Genomic DNA, 17,452 nt, shown 5'->3' on the forward strand with positions numbered 1-17,452 from the left:
GAGCGCCCTTCTTACATATCATCAAGACGATGAGTTGAGTGCACCAACTTGTGCAGGCGGTTTTTCTCTGAGGTGATGATGTTTTCGAGCGTTTCATGGGTACCGTCGGTCGGGGCCTCCTCAACCAACCTTTCAAGTTGATCGATCAAAGCCTGAGCAACATCCGTTGCCAGCGAAACGATTTCATCACTTCCCAGATAAGGGTGTATCTCAAGGTTTGCTAAGGGAGCCAAAGGGTCTGCATCAAAGACTGCATCCGACCAGGTATCCAGAACAGCCTTACTGGCGTCGTCCTGAAAAGCCCGAATATTGTTGCAAGCCTCATCTTCACACTGCTGCATAAATTGGAGTAACAGCTTGCTGCGCTCCTGACAGCTCTCCTCCTCCATCTTGACGTAATAATCACGGATGGTCTGGTGGACCGTCACAAGATAGTTGAGTAGATCATTGACCTGTTTGAATCGCACTGTCGTGCTCCTCCTTGAATGAGATCAGTTTCAGTATAAACCGCAACTGCACAAATAAGCAGCAAAATAGATCGGATCAGGTTCAGGATAGCTGGGTTAAATTTGCTTTAAATTGGAAAAATAGGAGAGATTGGAGCGGGAAACGAGATTCGAACTCGCGACCCCAACCTTGGCAAGGTTGTGCTCTACCAGCTGAGCTATTCCCGCATAATCTGGTCTTCGAAAACTTGGAGCGGGAAACGAGATTCGAACTCGCGACCCCAACCTTGGCAAGGTTGTGCTCTACCAGCTGAGCTATTCCCGCATATCTGGTCTTCGAAAATTTGGAGCGGGAAACGAGATTCGAACTCGCGACCCCAACCTTGGCAAGGTTGTGCTCTACCAGCTGAGCTATTCCCGCATATCTGGTCTTCGAAAATTTGGAGCGGGAAACGAGATTCGAACTCGCGACCCCAACCTTGGCAAGGTTGTGCTCTACCAGCTGAGCTATTCCCGCAATCAAATTTGTGTGAGAGAACTTGGAGCGGGAAACGAGATTCGAACTCGCGACCCCAACCTTGGCAAGGTTGTGCTCTACCAGCTGAGCTATTCCCGCAAAATGTGTCCTCACACGGGCTGCGAATTATAAGAGTATTCGCCGTTGATTCAAGTTTTTTTTGAAATTTATCCCGATTATTTCAGCTGGGTGTTTTTTTGTACCGGGGATGTTGATTTTGCCAACAAAAAACGGAGCCCATGGCTCCGCTCTCTATGAAATCATCTGATATCAGATGGTAAAAATATGCTTTCTGTAGTACTTGAGCTCTTCAATTGATTCGCGGATATCATCCAGAGCCTGGTGGGTACCTTTTTTCACCAGGCCATCGAGGACCTCGGGTTTCCAGCGGCGCACCAGCTCCTTAATACTGCTGACATCGACATTTCGGTAATGGAAAAAACGCTCCAGCTCAGGCATATGACGGTGCATGAAACGGCGATCCTGCCCTATGGTGTTACCACACATAGGAGAACTGGCTCGCTTGACCCATTTGTTCAGGAATTTCTCGGTTTCGGCTGCCGCCATCTTTTCATCAAGTTTACTTTCCCTCACCCGCTGGATAAGACCAGATGCACCATGGGTTCTGGTATTCCACTCATCCATCTCCTGAAGCACCTCCTCGGGCTGGTGTACGGCAATAACCGGTCCCTCAGCCAGAATATTGAGGTCGAGATCTGTCACTATGGTGGCAATTTCCAGAACATGGTGAATGTCAGGATCAAGCCCTGTCATCTCCATATCCAGCCAAATCAGGTTTTTCTCTTTACAAGACATGTGAATTACACCAAGCCTTTTATAGGTAATTTTAGGCATATAGTTGTATGATAAGGGCTTTATTCTGCATCAAACCATCAAATTTTTGTGGCCAAACGAAAAAAACTTAGTCAGGGTCAGCAGCGCAGGGTGCGTAGCAACCTTAAAAAACGTCTTAATTATCAAAAGGATGAGTCTAAATTTGACGATTCTCAGCTTGGCCCTGCCCAAGAGGGGCGGGTGATCAGTCGATTTGGTCAACACGCTGACATAGAGGATTCATCCGGAGATATATTCCGCTGCAATATCCGCCGCACCATCTCCAGCCTGGTCACGGGTGACCGCGTCGTATGGAGAAATGCGAAGGAAAACGACCCCTCACAGGGGATCAACGGCGTAGTTGAGGCAGTTCATCCCCGCCAATCCCTGCTGACCCGTCCCGACTACTATGACGGGATCAAACCGGTGGCGGCGAATATTGATCAAATCATTATCGTTTCGGCCGTGGTTCCTGAGTTCTCGTCCCATATTATCGATCGCTACCTGGTGGCCTCAGAAAATGTCGAGATCAAACCGATCCTGCTGCTTAATAAGATAGACCTGCTGGATGATGCCTCCCGGAAATCCCTTGACCAACAACTGCAACTCTATCAGGAGCTGGGCTACCAGACACTGTGCCTGAGCTGTGAAACCGGTGAGGGACTCGATGCCCTCCATGCCCTGCTCAAAGACAGGACCAGTATCTTTGTGGGACAGTCGGGAGTCGGTAAGTCATCTCTCATCAACGCCCTGATGCCGGAAGTTGAAGCTGTAACCAACCAAGTCTCAGAAAACTCTGGCCTTGGTCAGCACACCACAACCACGGCCCGTCTCTACCACTTCCCCAGCGGCGGTGAGCTCATCGACTCCCCGGGAGTTCGCGAGTTCTCGCTGTGGGATATTCCGGTCGAGAGGATCACCTGGTGCTTTAAAGAGCTTCGCGAGTTTATCGGTGGCTGCAAGTTTCGCGATTGCCGCCACGGCGATGATCCCGGCTGCCTGATTCGTCAGGCGGTTGAAGAGGGAACCATCAGCCAGCAGCGTTATCAAAGCTATCATAAGATACTGGATTCGATGCAGGATCAGCCGACCCGGCAGCGCCCTCAGAGCTGATTTTCGGCATCGCATCCCCAGACACACAAGAGTAAATACGAACCATGAGTATCCTAGACACCCTGAAAGTGACCGCTCAGTATTGCATGCCCAAGCACCTGATCTCCCGATTGGTCGGCCTGCTGGCTGCAGCCGAGTGCGGTAGCCTGACCCAATACCTGATTCGTACCTTCATGAAGCGTTATCAGATCAGCCTGGATGAAGCTGAGTTCGAGCAGCCGGAGCAGTACAAGAGCTTTAATCAGTTCTTTACCCGAGCCCTCAAAGAGGGAGCCCGGCCCATCTGCGAAGGTGACAATGTATTAGCCCAACCGGTTGATGGGGCTATCAGTCAGCTAGGCGCGATCAAGGAGGGGCGGATCATCCAGGCTAAGGGCCATGATTTTAGCTCCCGCACCCTGTTGGGCGGTAGTAAGGAGCTGGCTGAACGTTTCGATGCGGGTCAGTTTGCAACCATTTATCTTGCTCCAAGTGATTACCACCGCATCCACATGCCCTGTGATGGTGAGCTTGAATCGATGATCTATATCCCGGGAGAGCTGTTTTCAGTGAATCCGCTGACCGCAGAAAATGTCCCTGAGCTTTTTGCCCGCAATGAACGTGTGGTGTGTATCTTCAAAACCGAATTTGGCCCGATGGCGATGGTGCTGGTCGGCGCAACCATAGTGGCCAGCATAGAAACCGTATGGTCCGGTACGGTTACTCCACCAGCAGGAAAGAAAATCCAGCAGTGGAGCTACCCTGAGACCACGGCTCCCAAATTGAAAAAGGGTGATGAGATGGGACGCTTTAAGCTGGGAAGTACCGTGGTCTGCCTGTTCCCTAAAGATTCGATTGCGTTTGAGGCCGAACTTGCCTCTGGCTTTAAGACCCGCATGGGTGAGCCCCTGGCTCAGAAAGCCTAATTCAAGCTCACAGCAGCTCTCGGGCCCCATGGCCCTGAGAGCTCAGAGGCAACATATTTTCTCCCTCCCACTCCCCTGTGACCTGCGACAAGCTTTTCCGGAATTTAAGTGGAAACCCCAGGGTAAATCCAGCACCATAAACCTTAACCTCAGAACGTAAGCTGCCAGATATCATCCTTCTGGCCCTCGGCGGATAATGGAGCCAACGCCCTATGAGTGACAGGATCGCACTGAGTAAGTTAGTGATCACCCTCATCATTACCGGGATCATCCTGTTGATCCCAACCCATAGCTTTCCCATTGAGGGGCTAACCGTCGTTCAGCATCGAATCATCGCCATCTTCATCATGGCGGCTCTGCTCTGGGTGCTGGAGCCGGTACCGGTTTTTGCAACCTCACTGCTGATCATCACCCTGCTACTCATCAGCGTTTCCGATAAGGGGCTGCATTTTTTGATCAGCCACGGCGATGGCGTTGGCCATCCTTTGGGAGCCCTGCTTAGCTATAAGATGCTGCTGGGCTCTTTCTCCTCGCCGATCATCATCCTGTTTTTGGGTGGCTTCTCATTAGCCATCGCCGCCTCCAAATATGAGCTGGATGCCAATCTGGCGCGGGTGCTGCTTAGGCCATTTGGAAAAAAAATTCACTTCGTGATGCTGGGGCTGATGCTGATCACCGCGATGTTCTCCATGTTTATGTCCAATACCGCCACCACAGTGATGATGATGGCGATCATCGGCCCGTTAATCGCCGCTAACTCAGCTCAGGATCCCGGACTTAAGGCTTTGATCCTGGCGATCCCGATTGCGGCCAACACCGGCGGGATCGGCACCCCGATCGGCACGCCTCCCAACGCGATCGCCATGCAGTACCTGCAGAATGGAGGGATCAGCTTTGCCCAGTGGATGTCATTCGGAATTCCCTTTGTCGCTGTACAGCTGATGATCGGCTGGTTGCTGCTGAGAAAACTCTACCCGGCGCAGACGCCGGAGCTAAAAATTGACCTGGAGGGCAAATTCCAGCAGGGCGTTAAACCCTGGATCGTCTATATCACCTTTGCTGCCACCATACTGTTATGGCTGACCACCGCCTGGCACGGGATGAACACCTATGTGGTTGCCATCATCCCGCTGGCGGTCTTTTCTCTGACCGGGATCATCACTAAACAGGAGCTCAAACAGATCAACTGGGATGTGTTATGGCTGGTCGCAGGTGGTATCGCCATGGGGCTGGCGCTGGACAAGAGCGGGCTGGCGGTCAAATTGGCTCATGCCATCCGTTTTGATGAGCTCGATGGTCCGGTGATCATCATAGTGATGACCCTGGTCTGCTATCTGATGGCAAACTTCATGTCCAATACGGCAACGGCTAACCTGCTGATGCCAATTGCCGCTGCGATCGGCAGCTCAGCAGACTCACTGCTTCCCTTTGGCGGGCAAACCTCATTGCTGGTTTTCGTAGCTCTCTCAGCCTCTTTAGGGATGATTTTACCTGTGAGCACCCCGCCGAATGCCTTGGCCTACTCCAGTGGCCTCATTGAAACCCGGGATCTGATGAAGACAGGCATCATTCTCGGGGGAAGTGGGCTTTTTCTTATCTATCTGGCGATGGCGGTCAGTAAACTTATCTAATCAAGACACAGACAGAAGCTGCTATCCGTCGCTTCTGTCTGTGCCCTCTGCCTTTCCCTACTCAAAGAAAGTCCCTTCACCGCCAAACTGGTCTAGTTTGAATAGTATACCGACTCTAAAGATCCATCCTGAAGGCAATCACTGACAGGGAAGATACAGATGAACCTTTCAATAAAAAATAAATTGATCCTGGCACTGGCTATCGTCATCGCCCTGGTTTCTCTCGCCCAGACCTGGTTAACCGTCAAAGAGCTCAAGTCTGAGACAACCGCGGAGATAAGCTCATCTCTGGAAACCCTGACAACGGCCGCGGCCTCGAGCATCGATAAGTGGCTTAGTGCCCGCAAGCAGATCACAGCGGCCGCCAAAGAGGCTTTCACTAAAGATGAGCAGCCTCTGGATTTTCTCAACCAAACGATGCGCTCTGGTCACTTTGATCTGGTTTATGTGGGCACTTCAACCGGAGGGATCCTCAGCAGTAAGCCCTGGCCCTGGCCTGAAGGTTTTGATCCCCGTCAGCGCCCCTGGTATCAACAAGCTCAGTCCGCCGGTAAGTTAATCGTCACGCCTCCTTACAACGACCTCGCCACAGGAACTGTTGTACTCACCATTGCTGAGCCCTTTACCCGGGGAAATGTTACCGGAGTGATCGGGGCTGATGTTGCGATAACAGATGTCGTCAAGGATGTGCTCTCCATTAAAAAGGCCGGAACCTATGCTTTTCTGGTGAATAAAGATGGGCTCATCGTTGCCCATCCAGATAAAGCATTGAGTCTTAAAGCCAGCACCGAGATATCGCCAGAGCTAACGCCTTCACGCATCCAGCAGTTAGCAAATCAAACTCGCCCCAGTGAGATGATCCTCAATGATGAAGCTCAACTGGTAAAAATCAAAGAGGTCCCTGATTCGAATTGGTTCTTAGGTCTGGTCACAGAACAATCTGTTGCTTACTCCTCAGTCAATCAACTTATCAAAGACTCAGTCATTTTTGGAGTGATCCAATTTCTGATCGTTGTAGGTATCGCCTACCTTGTCATCAACAAGCTGTTTGCACCACTACAAAGTATGTCGCTGGCTCTGGAGGATCTATCTAAAGGAAACGGCGACTTAACACAAAGGCTAAAGATTGAGCACATGGATGAAGTTGGTACCGTGGCAAGCCACGTCAATGCCTTTGTCGAAAAGCTACATGCCATGGTGGGGGATATATCCAGCTCATCTGTCCACCTTGGGGAGCAATCACAGGCCTCAAATGAGGTGGCAGAAAAAACCAGTATGGGGCTGGCGACTCAGCAAAATGAGATATCTCAAATCGCCACTGCTGTCCATGAGATGTCAGCCACGGCAAATGAAGTTGCCAGTAATGCAGAACAAACAGCCGATGCGGCCCGCAGCTCGGCAAATAGTTGTGAACAAGGTAAGGAGGTGATAAGCAGTAACCAGCTGTCGATCACCACCCTGGCCAGCCAAGTAGAAGATACCTCCAATATCATTCTGGAACTTGAGAAAAACACCCAAGAGATTAATACCATTCTCTCGACTATCCAGGGAATAGCCGAACAAACCAACCTGCTGGCGCTCAATGCGGCGATTGAGGCCGCACGAGCCGGTGAACAGGGACGCGGGTTTGCGGTGGTTGCCGATGAAGTGCGGGTATTATCACAGCGGACCCACAGCTCGACTGAAGAGATCCGCTCCATGATCGAGACACTACAAAAGAATACTCAAAATGCGGTGCACACAATGAAAGAGGGTCAGGAGCTGGCCCAGGGAAGTGTCGAGGAAGCAAACAATGCAACCCTTGCCCTGGAGCAGATCACCGAGTCCATTAACCAGATCACCGACATGGCGACTCAGATATCCAGTGCAGCCGAGGAGCAAAGAGCAGTTACCGATGAGGTCAGCCGTAACCTGCAAGCCGTTAAAGATGTTTCCGACGAGCTGTCCGGTGAAGCTGAAAACTCCAATCAGCTCTCTCAAGAGCTAAGAAATATCGCGCAGGAGTTAAATCAACAGGTCCGTCAGTTCAAGATTTAATCCCTCAATGTATCCCCATCACCTTCAAGGCTCCACTGGAGCCTTGAAGGTTTTGAGCCAGCTCAAGTATTTTCCCTGGCTGATTCGGCAAAGCTCAAATGCTGAACTAACTTAAATGTAGATAGCCATCATAAGATTCAAAAGAGCCATCTGCTTTGAAAGCCATAGGGATACACGTATGAACCTCTCAATCAAGAATAAGCTGATCCTCTCCCTGGCCATTGTGCTTGCGATCGTGTCTGCCATCCAAACCTGGTTGACTGTCAATGAGCTCAAAGCCACCACATCACAGGAGGTGAGTGCCTCCCTGGATACCCTGTCCAGCTCTGCTGCCGCCGGGATCCAAAAATGGCTCGATGCTCGCAAGCAGATCACGGCCTCTGCCAAGGATGCCTTCGCCAAAGAGGGTAAGCCCCGAGATTTTCTGAGCCAGTCGATGAACTCGGGTAATTTTGATCTGGTTTATGTTGGGACCTCCGAGGGGAAGCTGTTTGATAGTAAGCCCACCCCCTGGCCCGATGGCTATGATCCAAGGGCGCGCCCCTGGTATCAGCAGGCACAGAGTGCCGGGAAACTGATCGTGACTCCCCCCTATGAAGATGCCAGTACCGGTGAGATGGTGATCACCATTGCCGAGCCCTTCTCTAAGGGAGGGATTTCCGGGGTGTTGGGAGCGGATGTTTCTATCGCGGCAGTGATTAAGGATGTTCTGTCGATTCAGAAAAAAGGCACCTATGCCTTTTTGGTGAATAAAGATGGCCTGATTGTGGCGCATCCTGATAAAAACCTAAATCTCAAGCAGATAACAGAGATGGCTTCCGGGCTCTCTGCCGGTAAAATCAAAGAGCTTTCCTCCATCAAGCAACCCGCCGAGATAGAGATCGATGATCAGGATAGCTTGCTGAAGATCAAAGAGATCCAGGGCTCAAACTGGTACCTGGGGCTGGTCGTCGACAGCTCAGAGGCTTTTGCCTCGGTCAGCCAGCTGACCCGGGACTCCATCATTTTTAGCATCATTCAGTTTTTGATCGTACTGGGAATCGCCTCTTTGGTGATCAATAAGCTATTCCGCCCCATTCATGTGATGTCTGAGGCCCTTGAGGATCTATCCAAGGGTAATGGCGACCTGACCCAACGCCTGAATATTCAAAGCCAGGACGAGGTCGGAACCCTGGCCAGCCATGTCAATGCGTTTGTCGAAAAGCTACATAAAATGGTTGGGGACATCTCGGACTCTTCGGGGCAACTCGATGAACAGTCCAAGGCCTCTAACGCGGTTGCAGATAAGACCAGCATGGGACTTTCGACCCAGCAAAATGAGATCTCCCAGATCGCCACCGCGGTCCATGAAATGTCAGCAACCGCCAATGAGGTTGCTGCCAATGCGGAGCTGACCGCAGATGCCGCCCGCAACTCAGCCGATAGTTGTGAGCAGGGTAAAGAGGTCATCGTCAGTAACCAGCAATCGATCACCTCCCTGGCCAGCCAGGTTGAAAGCACCTCTAATATCATTCTTGAACTCGAGCAAAATACCCAGGAGATCAATACCATACTCTCCACCATTCAGGGTATCGCCGAGCAGACCAACCTCCTGGCACTCAATGCGGCCATTGAGGCGGCGCGCGCCGGTGAGCAGGGCCGAGGGTTTGCGGTGGTTGCCGACGAGGTTCGGGTGCTCTCTCAGCGGACTCACAGCTCCACCGAAGAGATCCGCTCGATGATCGAAACCCTGCAGAAAAATACCCAGAATGCGGTGCATACCATGAAGGAGGGTCAGGAGCTGGCTCAGGGAAGTGTCGAAGAAGCAAACAATGCAACCCTGGCTCTGGAACAGATCACCGAGTCCATCAACCAGATCACCGACATGGCAACTCAGATCTCCAGTGCCGCCGAAGAGCAGCGCGCGGTCACCGATGAGGTGAGCCGCAACCTGCAAGCAGTTAAGGATGTCTCCGATGCACTCTCGGCAGAGGCGGAAAACTCCAGCAACCTCTCCCAGGAGCTTAGAAGCATCTCAAGAGAGCTAAATGATCAGGTGGGACAATTCAAAATTTAAACATAAGCTTATCAAGTCAAGAGGCTGCCCGGTGTAGCCTCTTTTCTTTGGGAATGCAGCCGGGAATCAGGCCCGGTTACTATCAAATGCCAGCACCTCGGCTATTGAATCCGCACCCGTTGCCAGCATGATGAGACGATCGATCCCCACCGCTACTCCAGAGCAATCGGGAAAGCCTGCGTCAAGCGCCTCAATGAAGTGATAATCGATGGGCTTAACCTCCAGCCCCATGGCCTGACGCTGACGATTATCCGCCTCAAAGCGTGCCAGCTGCTCTTTACCATCGGCTAACTCATGAAAACCGTTGGCAAGCTCCAGCCCCCTGAAGTAGAGCTCAAAGCGCTCTGCAACCCGTGAGTCTTCGGGGCCAATCTGCGCCAATGCAGCCTGGGATGCAGGAAAGTGATAGATAAACTGTGGTCTGTGTTGCCCGATATGGGGCTCGACTCCGTAGGCAAACAAAAGCTGGAGTATGGTATCGCGGCACGGTTCACTCTCAAGAAGCTCATCAACCCCTAGCCCCTTGCCTGCTGCCCTGAGTTCATCCAAAGAGGCTTCCAGGGGGCAAACCTTCAGATAACGGATAAAAGCCTCCTGATAACTCATCCGCTCAGCTTTCTCACTACCGGTGACAAGCTGCACCAGTTCACCAAGCTCATCCATTAGCTGGTGCTGATCAAAACCGATGCGATACCACTCCAACATGGTAAATTCGGGATTGTGGTAACGACCACACTCCTCATTACGAAACGCCTTACCCAGCTGGAAAATGCAGCCACTGCCGGCCGCCAATAAACGCTTCATATGAAATTCCGGGGAGGTTTGCAGGTAGAGCCTCTTGCCCATCGCGGCACCAGGCCCGACAAACAGGGTTTCGAAAGGGTGCAGATGAACATCGGTAATGCTGGCATGACTCATGGCCGGAGTTTCAACCTCCAACACCTGGCGCTGCTCAAAAAAGTGGCGGATCTGTCTGATAATACTGCTGCGCTGCCTCAGTGCAGTCAGGGTTGCACTTGGCTGCCATAGGCTAGGCTGAGTCATAGTTTTGCTCCCGGATAAAAACCGGCGCATTGTACCGCAAATCAAGGATTGGGTTCAGCCTCAGGGGCTAAATGATTATATCTCTCATTCCCTGCCAGCATGGGCTGTCAGGAACCTGCTTACCCTCAAACTTTTAGTGGGTAACTATCGACACCCCTTGGGGAAAAATCATATAGTGCGCTCACCCGGGGTGGTATAAGGAGCAACAGGCTTTCCCGCTTACTATAAGCCACCCTCTACAACAGGAAAGATCCCTGGTTGCTGAGCAGTTATCATCAGCTTAATTGCTAAACTGCAATGCTTCGGATCTTCTGATTAGTTTTGCTCTCAACATAACCCACAACAACCTTAAATACTTAGGGAGACGGAAGTGGATATAGTCAAAACAGATGTGGCAATTGTTGGTGCCGGTGGTGCGGGATTACGCGCCGCCATCGCTGTTGCCGAACAAAACCCAAACCTTGAAATCGCTCTCATCTCCAAGGTTTACCCGATGCGTAGCCATACGGTGGCGGCAGAGGGAGGCTCTGCAGGTGTTGTCCAGGATAACGACTCTCTCGAGCATCATTTTAATGACACAGTATCCGGGGGAGACTGGCTGTGTGATCAGGATGTGGTTGAGTATTTTGTCTCCCACGCAACTGAGGAGATGATCCAGCTTGAGCACTGGGGCTGCCCCTGGAGCCGTAAGCCGGACGGGCATGTGAATGTACGCCGCTTCGGTGGCATGAAGATCCCCCGCACCTGGTTTGCCGCGGATAAATCCGGCTTCCATATACTCCATACCCTGTTTCAAACCAGTATCAAATACCCAAGCATCAAGCGCTATGATGAGCACTTCTGTCTGGACCTCATGGTCAACGAAGGGCAGGTTCAGGGGGTGCTGGCCTATGATATTCAAAATGGTATTACCCGGCTGATCCAGGCAAAATCAGTGATTATTGCCACGGGAGGGGCCGGCAGGGCCTATAACTTCAACACCAATGGCGGCATAGTCACAGGCGATGGTATGGCGCTGGCCTATCGCCACGGTGTTCCGCTGCGCGACATGGAGTTTGTCCAGTACCACCCGACCGGCCTGCCCGGCAGTGGGATCCTGATGACCGAAGGTTGCCGTGGCGAGGGCGGGATCCTGGTGAATAAAGATGGCTACCGCTATCTGCAGGACTATGGACTGGGTCCCGAAACGCCGATCGGCAAGCCGGAAAATAAATATATGGAGCTCGGCCCACGGGATCGCCTCTCTCAGGCGTTCTGGCAGGAGCAACAAAAAGGCCGGGTGATTCAGACCCCGATGGGAGACGCCGTCAACCTTGACTTGCGCCATCTCGGAGCCAAATTCCTGCATGAGCGCCTGCCCTTTATCTGCGAACTCGCCAAAGAGTATATAGGTGTTGATCCGGTTAAAGAGCCAATCCCTGTTCGCCCTACGGTTCACTACACCATGGGCGGTATCGAAACCGACGGCAAGTGCGCAACGAGGATCCGGGGTCTGTATGCGGTGGGCGAGTGTGCCTCTGTCGGTATGCATGGTGCCAACCGCCTGGGATCGAATTCACTGGCTGAGCTGGCGGTGTTTGGCAAGGTGGCCGGTGAGCAGGCCGCACTCTTTGCGGATGAACAGGGTGACTCCCAAGCTAATCTCGAGCAGCAGGCAAAGCAGCAACTAACCCGCTATACAGAGCTCTTAGAACGTGATGGCACTGAGGATCCGGCTAAGATTCGCCATGAATTAGGTGAAACCATGGAGCAGGGCGTTGGCATCTACCGAACCGAAGAGCTGATGCAGCAAACCATAGATAAGCTCCAGGAGCTTAAGAGCCGTTACCAAAAGGTCCATGTGAAAGACAGATCCTGCGTCTTCAATACCGACTGGCTCTATACCATAGAGCTGGGACATCTGCTGGATGTTGCTGACTCCATGGCTCACTCGGCGATCGCCCGCAAGGAGTCACGAGGCTCACACCAGCGCCTTGATGGCTATGAAGAGCGCGATGACAACAATTACCTCAAACACACACTGGCGTTTTACCAAGAGGAGGCTGCGCCGGTGCTGGATTACTCGTCCGTAACCATCACCAAGTCACAACCAGCAAAGCGGGCCTATGGCGCCGAAGCGGAACAACAGCAACAGGAGGCGACAGATAATGGCTGAGATGATTGAGATTGAGATCCTGCGCTACCGCCCCGAAGAGGATCAGGAGCCCTGGTGGCAAAGCTATCAGGTACCCTACAGCAAGGAGCTCTCTGTGCTGGGGGCCCTTGGCTATATCAAGGATAACCTGGACTCGACCATCAGCTACCGCTGGTCCTGCCGGATGGCGATCTGTGGATCCTGCGGCATGATGGTCAATAATATTCCAAAGCTGAGCTGTAAAACCTTCCTGCGCGATTACTACCCGAACAAGATCCGCCTCGAGCCCCTGGCGAACTTCCCCATCGAGCGGGATCTCATTGTGGATATGTCGGACTTTGTGGCCAAGCTTGAGAAGATCAAACCCTATATTGAGCCCAAAGAGCCACGAACTCTTGAGCAGGGTGAGTATATCCAGACGCCTAAGGAGCTGGCGCAATACAAGCAGTTCTCTATGTGTATCAACTGCGGCCTGTGTTACGCCGCCTGCCCTCAGTACGCGCTGAATCCTAAGTTTACCGGCCCGGCGGCGCTGGCTCTGCTGCAACGCTATAACCTGGATAACCGAGATAACGGCAACAAGGATCGGATGAAGGTGCTCAATGAGGATGAGGGAGTCTGGGGTTGTACCTTTGTCGGCTACTGCTCTGAGGTCTGCCCCAAGGGAGTAGATCCTGCGGCAGCGATCCAGTTGGGCAAGGTTGCCAGCTCGAAAGACTACATGATTGCCATGCTTAAGCCAGAGGAGTAGGCCATGAATAATAGCCAAAGCAAGCGCAAACCCTATGTACGCGATGTTAAAAAGGACTGGTGGTTAAAAAATCGCTTTTACAGCTTCTACATGCTGCGGGAGTTCACTTGTGTGTTTGCCGCTATCTATGTGGTGATCCTGCTGTGGGGGCTGCTGCGCCTGAGTCAGGGACAGGTTGCCTTTGAGGGCTGGCTCAATGCCCTGCACTCCCCGGTGGCGATCGTGTTCCATATCCTGGCTCTTATAGCCATGCTCTATCATGCCAAGACTTGGTTTGCGCTGGCTCCCAAGGCGACTCGCCTGTTTAAGGGTGAGGAGCTGTTTCCTGAGAAACCAATCGTCCTCAGCCAGTACATAGCACTGGCGGTGGTGTTTATGGTAGTCCTGGCAATATTTATCATTTAGGAGGCATGATGAGACGTTCCGATGAACCTATCTATTGGGGATTATTTGGTGCTGGCGGTGTTGTCTGTGCCATGCTGCTTCCGGCGCTGATCCTGGTGACCGGGATCCTGATCCCACTTGGAGTTTTAGACCCAGGTAAGATGGATTACGCCCATGTGCATGCTTTTGTCACCAGCTGGTACGGCTTTATCATCACCCTGGTGGTGATCATATTCCCTATCTGGCATGCGATGCATCGCATCTACCATGGCCTGCACGATCTAGGAGTCCGTACCACCCGGCTGCACCACTACCTGTGCTACGGCTTCGCCTTCTTTGTGTCGGCCGCAACCTTTGTGCTGCTCATCCAGATGTGTGGAAGCTAGTGCACTTTCTCCATAAATGGAGATAACGCTTTGATTAATCACAGGCTTTACTCGCTTACTCGCAATGTCATCCTTGACCACTCTGTAGCTGCGTCCTTGCTGCAGAAGGTCAGCTTAGAAAAGCCTGATATTTTTTTATCGAGCTGAACGAGATGACTCTGATTAATCCGAAAGGGCTCTAACAACTCTTAAAATAGAATCAAAAAAGGCGACTTCGAGTCGCCTTTTTCATACCCGAAGTTTACCCCTACTCTTTTCCAGGAGCTGGAGAGGCCAGGAAGTGCTGAATCAGTACGCTCATCACCCCCAGGATCAAGCCTAACAACAGAGCTAACACCACGATCAAAGAACGTTTTGGTGCATCACGATACAGTGGCAATTGGGGTTGCTGCTGGTAATCAAATGGAGTGATCTGAATATCTGAAGCCTGTTTTTGTAACTTAGCAAGTGCAGCAGCTTCGCTCTTGAGTCCTGCAAGCTCAGGAGATAATGCACTTGGATCTTTTATCTGCTGCAATAGAGCTAGCTTGGCCTGTAGTGCCTTAGTCCCCAGGCTCACCTGCTGAGCCTGATCACCTAGTAAAGCATCTGGGCCAGCATTGGTGTCTGCTGCGGTATTAGCATCGGACGGATTGCGAATGCCCGCAGCTTTCGCAATTTTCAATGCCATCAGGGTTTTTTGCTGCTCCTCAGTCAAAGAGGCTTGTAGTTTATTGATAAGCTGAGTTGTCTGTTGCTCTAACCCTGCATATTGCGCAGCAATGACACTTACCAGCTGCTTTGAAAGCACCTGTGAGCTCTTACTCTGAATAAACTTAATATAACCGACTAAGGCCTCATAAGATGTATGATCTGAACTTCCAGGAACTGTCAGCTGGTAAAAATTGCTATCCTTATATGCCGTGGCAACTACTTTGCTTAGAAATTGATCCATCAAGGCACGCTCAGCCATTTTATCAGAACCATTGCGGGCCTGTTGATTCGCAGCTTGCCAATATTTGTGCTCAGCAAAAAACTCAGATTTATTATCGTAAGCGCCAAACTGATTGATAAAATTCCTGAAAATACTCTTGGGCTGAAAGATATTCAGATCTTGGGCTACATTTGACCCCATGACCCCCTGCAACTGCATAAGGGAACTATTGATTTGTACTAACTGACTATAGTTCGGAGCGCTCACCACTGCGGTGGCGCTCCAGCGCTCCGGAGCCAGCAGGGCGTAAACCACGCCTATAATCGCAAAAATAACCGCCACTAAAACGATCCGCAGCTTTCGCTTCCACAGCAAGGTAAACAGCTCGCGTAGATCGATCTCATCCTGAGGCTCGGCTTGTGGCGCTGGGACCGGCACATACACCAGCTGTCTCGATTGATCGAGATAACCATCATCAGAAGGTAAAGTGGGTTTAGTCATAATCGCGAATAAAACTCTTGTTAATAATCAAATGAAAAAGGGAAGTGAACACTTCCCTTCACTGCTAACTTAGTAGCAAACTATCTCTTCGCCACAAAATTATTTGACGCGAGAGACATACTCACCGGTGCGGGTATCAACCTTGACGACTTCACCAATCTGAATAAACAGCGGGACGCGCACCACGGCGCCGGTGATCAAAGTTGCGGGCTTACCGCCGGTGCCCTGGGTATCACCCTTGAGACCAGGATCAGTCTCAGTGACTTCCAACTCCACAAAGTTAGGAGGAGTAACGCTGATTGGGTTGCCATTCCAGGTGGTGATGGTGCAGGTGTCCTGCTCAACCAGCCACTGCTCTGAGTCACCCACAGCCTTGGCATCGGCTGCGATCTGCTCAAAGGTGTCGTTGTTCATGAAGTGCCAGAACTCACCATCGTTATACAGATAAGCCAGCTCAATATCCATGACATCGGCACCCTCTACGCTCTCACCGGACTTGAAAGTCTTCTCGAGAACTTTACCGGAAAGCAGACGGCGGATCTTCACCCGGTTAAATGCCTGACCTTTGCCCGGCTTAACAAATTCATTTTCAATGATTGCACATGGCTCATTATCAAGCATAATCTTGAGCCCGGCGCGAAACTCATTGGTACTATAGTTTGGCATGGTGTCCCTCGGGATTCCAAAAACACGACAAATGTCGCGAATGATAACCTGAAACATGATTGAATTACACTCGAATTGGCAAAAACAACTCGCTGAGGTGGTAACTTCCCCTGAAGCGCTACTCGAACAACTCAATCTCACTCCAGAAGAGTGTGGATTTTCTGCGACGGCCCGTCAGAGCTTTGCCCTGCGAGTCCCCCGTCCCTATCTTGACAAAATTGAGAAGGGCAATCCTCGCGATCCCCTGCTGCTGCAGATCCTCCCTCACCACCAAGAGGAGTTAATAACTCCAGGTTATAGTGCCGATCCTCTTGATGAGCAGGATGCTGTTATCCCGGGGCTGCTGCACAAATACAAGGGACGGGTTCTCTTGATGTACAAAACAGGTTGTGCGATCAACTGCCGCTACTGTTTTCGTCGCCACTTCCCCTACCGGGAAAATCATCTCAACCAGCAACGCCTGCAAGAGGTGATCGGCTATCTCGAGCAACACCAGGATATCCACGAGGTGATCTTATCTGGGGGCGATCCCCTGATGGCGAGTGATCAGCAACTGAAAAAGCTAATCGAAGCACTGGAGAAAATCCCGCACTTAAGGCGCCTAAGAATCCACTCGCGGCTCCCTGTCACCCTGCCATCACGCCTTGATGCCTCGTTTGCAAGGCTCTTTGAGGAAAGCTCGCTGCAACATGTGTTGGTGTTTCACATCAATCACCCCAATGAGCTGGATGAGACCTTTGCCAGGGGCTGTACCCGCCTGCGCCAGGCCGGAGTGACTCTGTTGAACCAGAGCGTGCTGCTCAAAGAGGTGAATGATGATGTTGTCACCCTCAAAAACCTGTCTGAAAGGCTCTTTGAATGCGGGATCCTTCCCTACTACCTCCACCAGCTGGATAAGGTTCAGGGGGCTGCTCATTTTGAGGTTGGTGATGACAGGGCCCGTGATTTGATGTGCCAGCTTCTGGGCGAACTTCCCGGATTCCTGCTGCCCCGCCTTGTGCGAGAAAATGGCGGAGAAAGCAGCAAGACCCCCTTGATCTCAAGTTAGAACCTTAAGTCTTTCTTCAAAGCCCCTTCTTACCGCTACTTAGCGGTGACTCAGACTCGTTTTCTCATGGATTGAGATTACGGGCC

General features: G+C 51.6%; 15 protein-coding genes and 5 tRNA genes. 10 read left to right on the forward strand and 10 right to left on the reverse strand.

Annotation, left to right across the window (positions count from 1 at the left end; all coding sequences use genetic code 11):
- Positions 1 to 11: 11 nt before the first annotated feature.
- The 7 genes from DB847_RS19630 to orn all read right to left on the reverse strand — a co-directional run bounded on the left by DB847_RS19630 (position 12) and on the right by orn (position 1,779).
- On the reverse strand, positions 12 to 467 hold the full coding sequence (locus tag DB847_RS19630) for a hypothetical protein (protein WP_108652217.1): 456 nt from the start codon (positions 465 to 467) through the stop codon (positions 12 to 14).
- Between the two features lie 131 nt (positions 468 to 598).
- Positions 599 to 674, reverse strand: a tRNA-Gly gene (locus tag DB847_RS19635).
- A 21-nt stretch (positions 675 to 695) separates the two neighbouring features.
- Positions 696 to 771 (reverse strand) — tRNA-Gly (locus DB847_RS19640).
- Between the two features lie 20 nt (positions 772 to 791).
- A tRNA-Gly gene (locus DB847_RS19645) sits at positions 792 to 867 on the reverse strand.
- 20 nt (positions 868 to 887) lie between these two features.
- Positions 888 to 963: transfer RNA gene (locus DB847_RS19650), tRNA-Gly, on the reverse strand.
- Positions 964 to 986: 23 nt separating this feature from the next.
- Positions 987 to 1,062 (reverse strand) — tRNA-Gly (locus DB847_RS19655).
- A gap of 171 nt (positions 1,063 to 1,233) precedes the next feature.
- Positions 1,234 to 1,779 (reverse strand): oligoribonuclease, encoded by a 546-nt coding sequence (gene orn / locus DB847_RS19660; protein WP_108652218.1) that lies wholly within the window; start codon positions 1,777 to 1,779, stop codon positions 1,234 to 1,236.
- 87 nt (positions 1,780 to 1,866) lie between these two features.
- Here orn and rsgA point away from each other — a divergent pair, with 87 nt between their 5' ends.
- From rsgA to DB847_RS19685, 5 genes are all read left to right on the forward strand, one after another.
- Positions 1,867 to 2,910, forward strand: a complete 1,044-nt coding sequence (gene rsgA / locus DB847_RS19665; RefSeq protein ID WP_108652219.1) for a small ribosomal subunit biogenesis GTPase RsgA — start codon at positions 1,867 to 1,869, stop codon at positions 2,908 to 2,910.
- A gap of 44 nt (positions 2,911 to 2,954) precedes the next feature.
- On the forward strand, positions 2,955 to 3,815 hold the full coding sequence (gene asd / locus DB847_RS19670; protein ID WP_108652220.1) for an archaetidylserine decarboxylase: 861 nt from the start codon (positions 2,955 to 2,957) through the stop codon (positions 3,813 to 3,815).
- A 212-nt stretch (positions 3,816 to 4,027) separates the two neighbouring features.
- Entirely contained in the window at positions 4,028 to 5,446 is a 1,419-nt protein-coding gene (locus DB847_RS19675) for an SLC13 family permease (protein WP_108652221.1), read from the forward strand.
- Positions 5,447 to 5,605: 159 nt separating this feature from the next.
- Positions 5,606 to 7,483 (forward strand): methyl-accepting chemotaxis protein, encoded by a 1,878-nt coding sequence (locus DB847_RS19680; RefSeq protein ID WP_108652222.1) that lies wholly within the window; start codon positions 5,606 to 5,608, stop codon positions 7,481 to 7,483.
- A gap of 178 nt (positions 7,484 to 7,661) precedes the next feature.
- Entirely contained in the window at positions 7,662 to 9,539 is a 1,878-nt protein-coding gene (locus DB847_RS19685; protein ID WP_108652223.1) for a methyl-accepting chemotaxis protein, read from the forward strand.
- A 66-nt stretch (positions 9,540 to 9,605) separates the two neighbouring features.
- Here the strand turns inward: DB847_RS19685 and epmA are convergent, their stop codons facing one another.
- On the reverse strand, positions 9,606 to 10,583 hold the full coding sequence (gene epmA, locus DB847_RS19690) for an elongation factor P--(R)-beta-lysine ligase (protein WP_108652224.1): 978 nt from the start codon (positions 10,581 to 10,583) through the stop codon (positions 9,606 to 9,608).
- A gap of 370 nt (positions 10,584 to 10,953) precedes the next feature.
- Between epmA and frdA the strand changes: the two genes are divergently transcribed.
- Genes frdA through frdD form a run of 4 tightly spaced genes read left to right on the forward strand, consistent with a single transcriptional unit; the run spans position 10,954 to position 14,238 of the window.
- On the forward strand, positions 10,954 to 12,738 hold the full coding sequence (frdA, locus tag DB847_RS19695; protein ID WP_108652225.1) for a fumarate reductase (quinol) flavoprotein subunit: 1,785 nt from the start codon (positions 10,954 to 10,956) through the stop codon (positions 12,736 to 12,738).
- Positions 12,731 to 13,468: a succinate dehydrogenase/fumarate reductase iron-sulfur subunit gene (locus DB847_RS19700; protein WP_108652226.1), complete on the forward strand. Its 738-nt coding sequence runs from the start codon at positions 12,731 to 12,733 to the stop codon at positions 13,466 to 13,468. The genes frdA and DB847_RS19700 overlap by 8 nt, the downstream gene beginning before the upstream one ends.
- 3 nt (positions 13,469 to 13,471) lie before the next feature.
- Positions 13,472 to 13,873 (forward strand): fumarate reductase subunit C, encoded by a 402-nt coding sequence (locus DB847_RS19705; protein WP_108652227.1) that lies wholly within the window; start codon positions 13,472 to 13,474, stop codon positions 13,871 to 13,873.
- A gap of 8 nt (positions 13,874 to 13,881) precedes the next feature.
- On the forward strand, positions 13,882 to 14,238 hold the full coding sequence (gene frdD, locus DB847_RS19710; protein ID WP_108652228.1) for a fumarate reductase subunit FrdD: 357 nt from the start codon (positions 13,882 to 13,884) through the stop codon (positions 14,236 to 14,238).
- A gap of 247 nt (positions 14,239 to 14,485) precedes the next feature.
- Here frdD and DB847_RS19715 read toward each other — a convergent pair whose 3' ends face one another.
- Together DB847_RS19715 and efp are read right to left on the reverse strand one after the other, a co-directional pair.
- Complete coding sequence (locus DB847_RS19715) at positions 14,486 to 15,652, reverse strand: LPS O-antigen chain length determinant protein WzzB (protein WP_108652229.1); 1,167 nt, start codon at positions 15,650 to 15,652, stop codon at positions 14,486 to 14,488.
- Positions 15,653 to 15,751: 99 nt separating this feature from the next.
- Positions 15,752 to 16,318 carry an elongation factor P gene (efp, locus tag DB847_RS19720; RefSeq protein ID WP_108652230.1) on the reverse strand — a complete coding sequence of 189 codons (567 nt, stop codon included), beginning with the start codon at positions 16,316 to 16,318 and terminating at the stop codon, positions 15,752 to 15,754.
- Positions 16,319 to 16,373: 55 nt separating this feature from the next.
- On the opposite strand from efp, the gene epmB reads away from it, so the two are divergent.
- On the forward strand, positions 16,374 to 17,366 hold the full coding sequence (epmB, locus tag DB847_RS19725) for an EF-P beta-lysylation protein EpmB (protein WP_108652231.1): 993 nt from the start codon (positions 16,374 to 16,376) through the stop codon (positions 17,364 to 17,366).
- Positions 17,367 to 17,452 lie beyond the last annotated feature (86 nt).

The organism is Dongshaea marina (assembly GCF_003072645.1).
Lineage (GTDB): Bacteria > Pseudomonadota > Gammaproteobacteria > Enterobacterales > Aeromonadaceae > Dongshaea > Dongshaea marina.

Excerpts from the sequence above, each read along its gene's own strand:
- efp (WP_108652230.1), bottom strand. The coding sequence starts at position 16,318 with ATGCCAAACTATAGTACCAATGAGTTTCGCGCCGGGCTCAAGATTATG.
- frdD (WP_108652228.1), top strand. The coding sequence starts at position 13,882 with ATGAGACGTTCCGATGAACCTATCTATTGGGGATTATTTGGTGCTGGC.
- DB847_RS19675 (WP_108652221.1), top strand. The coding sequence starts at position 4,028 with ATGAGTGACAGGATCGCACTGAGTAAGTTAGTGATCACCCTCATCATT.
- DB847_RS19700 (WP_108652226.1), top strand. The coding sequence starts at position 12,731 with ATGGCTGAGATGATTGAGATTGAGATCCTGCGCTACCGCCCCGAAGAG.
- DB847_RS19715 (WP_108652229.1), bottom strand. The coding sequence starts at position 15,652 with ATGACTAAACCCACTTTACCTTCTGATGATGGTTATCTCGATCAATCG.
- epmB (WP_108652231.1), top strand. The coding sequence starts at position 16,374 with ATGATTGAATTACACTCGAATTGGCAAAAACAACTCGCTGAGGTGGTA.
- epmA (WP_108652224.1), bottom strand. The coding sequence starts at position 10,583 with ATGACTCAGCCTAGCCTATGGCAGCCAAGTGCAACCCTGACTGCACTG.
- asd (WP_108652220.1), top strand. The coding sequence starts at position 2,955 with ATGAGTATCCTAGACACCCTGAAAGTGACCGCTCAGTATTGCATGCCC.
- orn (WP_108652218.1), bottom strand. The coding sequence starts at position 1,779 with ATGTCTTGTAAAGAGAAAAACCTGATTTGGCTGGATATGGAGATGACA.
- DB847_RS19680 (WP_108652222.1), top strand. The coding sequence starts at position 5,606 with ATGAACCTTTCAATAAAAAATAAATTGATCCTGGCACTGGCTATCGTC.
- DB847_RS19705 (WP_108652227.1), top strand. The coding sequence starts at position 13,472 with ATGAATAATAGCCAAAGCAAGCGCAAACCCTATGTACGCGATGTTAAA.
- DB847_RS19685 (WP_108652223.1), top strand. The coding sequence starts at position 7,662 with ATGAACCTCTCAATCAAGAATAAGCTGATCCTCTCCCTGGCCATTGTG.